Source organism: Pseudomonas sp. Sample_24, assembly GCF_004307605.1.
In the GTDB taxonomy this organism is placed as follows: Bacteria; Pseudomonadota; Gammaproteobacteria; order Pseudomonadales; family Pseudomonadaceae; genus Aquipseudomonas.
In genome coordinates, this window is record NZ_RCNW01000371.1 from 1 (window position 1) to 3292 (window position 3292).

The 3292-nt window shown below is 60.2% G+C and carries 6 protein-coding genes; 3 read left to right on the top strand and 3 right to left on the bottom strand.

Translation table 11 applies throughout. The features are described 5' to 3' along the window. Positions 1–115, bottom strand: a 115-nt coding sequence (locus D8V06_RS30445; RefSeq protein WP_177434464.1) for a hypothetical protein, incomplete at its 3' end; no start/stop codon positions are given. Between the two features lie 230 nt (positions 116–345). Here D8V06_RS30445 and D8V06_RS21180 point away from each other — a divergent pair. Genes D8V06_RS21180 through D8V06_RS21190 form a run of 3 tightly spaced genes read left to right on the top strand, consistent with a single transcriptional unit; the run spans position 346 to position 2379 of the window. Next, positions 346–1161, top strand: a complete 816-nt coding sequence (locus D8V06_RS21180) for an HDOD domain-containing protein (protein WP_162250575.1) — start codon at positions 346–348, stop codon at positions 1159–1161. A 31-nt stretch (positions 1162–1192) separates the two neighbouring features. Further along, positions 1193–2005, top strand: a complete 813-nt coding sequence (mutM, locus tag D8V06_RS21185) for a bifunctional DNA-formamidopyrimidine glycosylase/DNA-(apurinic or apyrimidinic site) lyase (protein ID WP_130931724.1) — start codon at positions 1193–1195, stop codon at positions 2003–2005. Between the two features lie 53 nt (positions 2006–2058). Then, entirely contained in the window at positions 2059–2379 is a 321-nt protein-coding gene (locus tag D8V06_RS21190; RefSeq protein WP_056854005.1) for a hypothetical protein, read from the top strand. A 101-nt stretch (positions 2380–2480) separates the two neighbouring features. On the opposite strand, the gene D8V06_RS21195 is transcribed toward D8V06_RS21190, so the two are convergent. Next, entirely contained in the window at positions 2481–2732 is a 252-nt protein-coding gene (locus D8V06_RS21195; protein WP_003195146.1) for a YfhL family 4Fe-4S dicluster ferredoxin, read from the bottom strand. Between the two features lie 123 nt (positions 2733–2855). After that, the coding region (coaD, locus tag D8V06_RS21200; RefSeq protein ID WP_130931725.1) for a pantetheine-phosphate adenylyltransferase at positions 2856–3292 on the bottom strand (437 nt) is incomplete at its 5' end.

Genomic DNA, 3292 nt, shown 5'->3' on the forward strand with positions numbered 1-3292 from the left:
TGAAACCGTGCAAAGGCGTGGCGGCTACATCGATTTCGTTGCTGTAGACCCACAAATGACCGTTGCGCAGACGACGGTCGGCATTGGCTTTGAGGCGCAGGCTAGGCAGGGACATGTCGTCGCTCCGGAAAAAAGAGCGGGAGTATAGCGTGTTGCGCAGAGCCACGGCGCGACGGATGGACATGCGGTGATCCGCCAGTGATTGGATGAAACTTCAGTGATCGGGCCGTCCAAGGTGTCGGATCCAACTTTTAGAAGCTAGAATCGGCGCCTCACCCAGAGTGTGTACTTATGTCCCAAGAGCTGACTCCCGAACAAATCCAGCAGTCCCTGCAAGGCATCAGTGTGCCGGCTCAACCGCAGATCATGGTTGATCTGCAGATGGAGCAGTACATGCCCGACCCGGATCTGGAGGTGATCGCGAAGCTGATCTCCCAGGACCCTGGCCTCTCTGGATCGCTGTTGAAGATCGTCAATTCACCGTATTACGGTCTGAGCAACAAGATTGCCTCGATCCAGCGGGCGGTGAATTTGCTGGGCAGCCGCTCGATCATCAACCTGATCAACGCGCAGTCGATCAAGGGCGAGATGAATGATGACACCATCGTCACCTTGAACCGCTTCTGGGACACCGCCCAGGACGTGGCGATGACCTGCCTGACCCTGGCCAAGCGCATCGGTATCCAGAACGGCGATGAAGCCTACGCCCTGGGCTTGTTCCATGATTGTGGCGTGCCGCTGATGCTTCAGCGGTTCCCCGACTACATGGGCGTTCTGGAGCAGGCCTATGCCAGTGCCGGGGCCGAGTGCCGCGTCGTGGACACGGAGAATCGGGAATTCAACACCAACCATGCCGTGGTGGGTTATTACACGGCCAAGTCCTGGCGCCTGCCGGAACACGTGAGCACGGCCATCGCCAATCACCACAATGCCCTGGCGATCTTCAGCGATGAATCGTCGCGCAACAGTTCGCTGAAGAACCTGCTGGCGATCCTGAAGATGGCCGAGCATATTTGCGCTTCCTATCGCGTGCTGGGCAACCAGACCGAAGATCACGAGTGGGACAGCATCGCGGCGTTGGTGCTCGATTATGTCGGTCTCTCGGACTACGACTTCGAGACCCTCAAGCAGACGATTCGCGACCTCGGCGCGCACCGCTGATTGTCGGATTTTCTTCCTCCAAGAGAGCACCATGCCTGAACTGCCAGAAGTCGAAACCACCCGCCGTGGCATTGCGCCGCACCTGGAAGGCCAGCGCGTCATCCGGGTGATCGTGCGCGACCGGCGCCTGCGTTGGCCGATTCCCGAGGACCTCGACGTGCGCTTGTCCGGCCAGCGGATCGTGCTGGTGGAGCGACGCGCCAAGTACCTGCTGATCAACGCCGAGGTCGGAACCTTGATCAGCCACTTGGGCATGTCGGGGAATTTGCGTCTGGTAGAGGTCGGCCTGCCGGCGGCCAAGCATGAGCACGTGGATATCGAACTGGAGTCGGGCCTGGCCCTGCGCTACACCGACCCGCGTCGGTTTGGCGCGATGCTCTGGAGCCTCGACCCGCTCAACCATGAACTGTTGATTCGCCTGGGACCGGAGCCGTTGACTGACCTGTTCGACGGTGAGCGGTTGTTCCAGTTGTCCCGTGGCCGTTCGATGGCGGTCAAGCCGTTCATCATGGACAACGCGGTGGTGGTCGGTGTCGGCAACATCTATGCGACCGAAGCCTTGTTCGCCGCCGGGATCGACCCACGTCGAGAGGCCAAAGGCATTTCCCGGGCGCGTTATCTGAAGCTGGCGATCGAGATCAAGCGCATTCTCGCTGCGGCCATCGAGCGCGGCGGCACTACACTGCGTGATTTTATTGGCGGTGATGGCCAGCCGGGGTATTTCCAGCAGGAATTGTTTGTCTACGGCCGTGGCACCGAGCCTTGCAAAGTCTGTGGCACGCCGTTGCGAGAAGTGAAACTCGGGCAGCGCGCCAGCGTCTTTTGCCCACGCTGCCAGAGCTGAATGCCTTACGGTCTATAGTCAGTGTTCCGACTGTCTAGCCGAAGGACCGAGCCATGAACCTGTTTCGAACCCTTGCCGTCGCGTCGATGCTGAGCTTCGTTGCATCAGCCGGTGCCAGCAGCGGCAGCGGGGATCCGCTCTACACCATCCAGAACCCACCGGCATACGCGATGATTGGCGACCTGTTGATTGCCCGGCCGTTACTGGTCGCCGCCACAGTGATCGGCGCCGGCGTGTTTGTGGTGTCGCTACCGTTTACCGCATTGGGCGGCGGAGTGGGCGATGCGGGGCAGGCGTTGGTGGTGGACCCGGCGAAAGCGGCGTTCGTGCGGTGCCTGGGGTGTATCGGGGAAGGGTTTGAGCGGCAGGAGTGAGGCCTTGAAAAGCTTCGCGGGCAAGCCTCGCTCCTACAACGATCACACGACTGTAGTAGCGAGGCTTGCCCGCGAAGGCGTCCTGAAAGACGCCAAATGTCTCAAGCCTTGCCGGTAATCTTGCGGTACTTCTCCATCAACTGCTCTTCAGTCTCCGGATGCGCTTCGTCCAGCGGGATGCAATCCACCGGGCAAACCTGCTGGCACTGTGGTTCGTCGTAGTGGCCGACACACTGGGTGCACAGGTTCGGGTCGATCACGTAGATCTCTTCGCCCTGGGAAATGGCGGCGTTCGGACACTCGGGTTCGCAGACGTCGCAATTGATGCAATCGTCGGTGATGATCAGGGACATGCTAACTCCAGCCGGGGCGGCAAGCCCGGGCGCAAAAAATCAATGCGGGTAATTGTGCCGCATTGGCGTGCGCAGTGCACGCAAGCGCGATCAAGTGCAAAAGATCGCAGCCCGCGGCAGCTCCTACTTCTTGAAGCGCTCGGTCAGTGCATCCGCCACTGCCGGGTGGACGAATTTGGTGATATCGCCGCCCAAGGCAGCGATTTCACGGACCAGTGTCGAGGAAATGAACGAATAGCGCTCGGACGGGGTAAGAAACAGGCTTTCCACATCCGGGGCCAACTGGCGGTTCATGTTGGCCAGCTGGAACTCGTATTCGAAGTCCGACACCGCGCGCAAACCACGCAGGAACACATTGGCGTTCTGCTCTTTGGCGAAATGCGCCAACAGGGTCGAGAAGCCGACGACTTCAACGTTCGGCAAATGCTTGGTGACCTCGCGGGCCAGCTCCACGCGCTGTTCCAGGGGAAACAGCGGGTTTTTCTTCGGGCTGGCGGCGACAGCAATGATCACGTGATCGAACAGGCGCGAGGCGCGTTCGACCAGATCGCCATGGCCCT

Coding starts and splice junctions, on each gene's coding strand:
- mutM (WP_130931724.1), top strand. CDS start 1,193: ATGCCTGAACTGCCAGAAGTCGAAACCACCCGCCGTGGCATTGCGCCG.
- D8V06_RS21195 (WP_003195146.1), bottom strand. CDS start 2,732: ATGTCCCTGATCATCACCGACGATTGCATCAATTGCGACGTCTGCGAA.
- D8V06_RS21190 (WP_056854005.1), top strand. CDS start 2,059: ATGAACCTGTTTCGAACCCTTGCCGTCGCGTCGATGCTGAGCTTCGTT.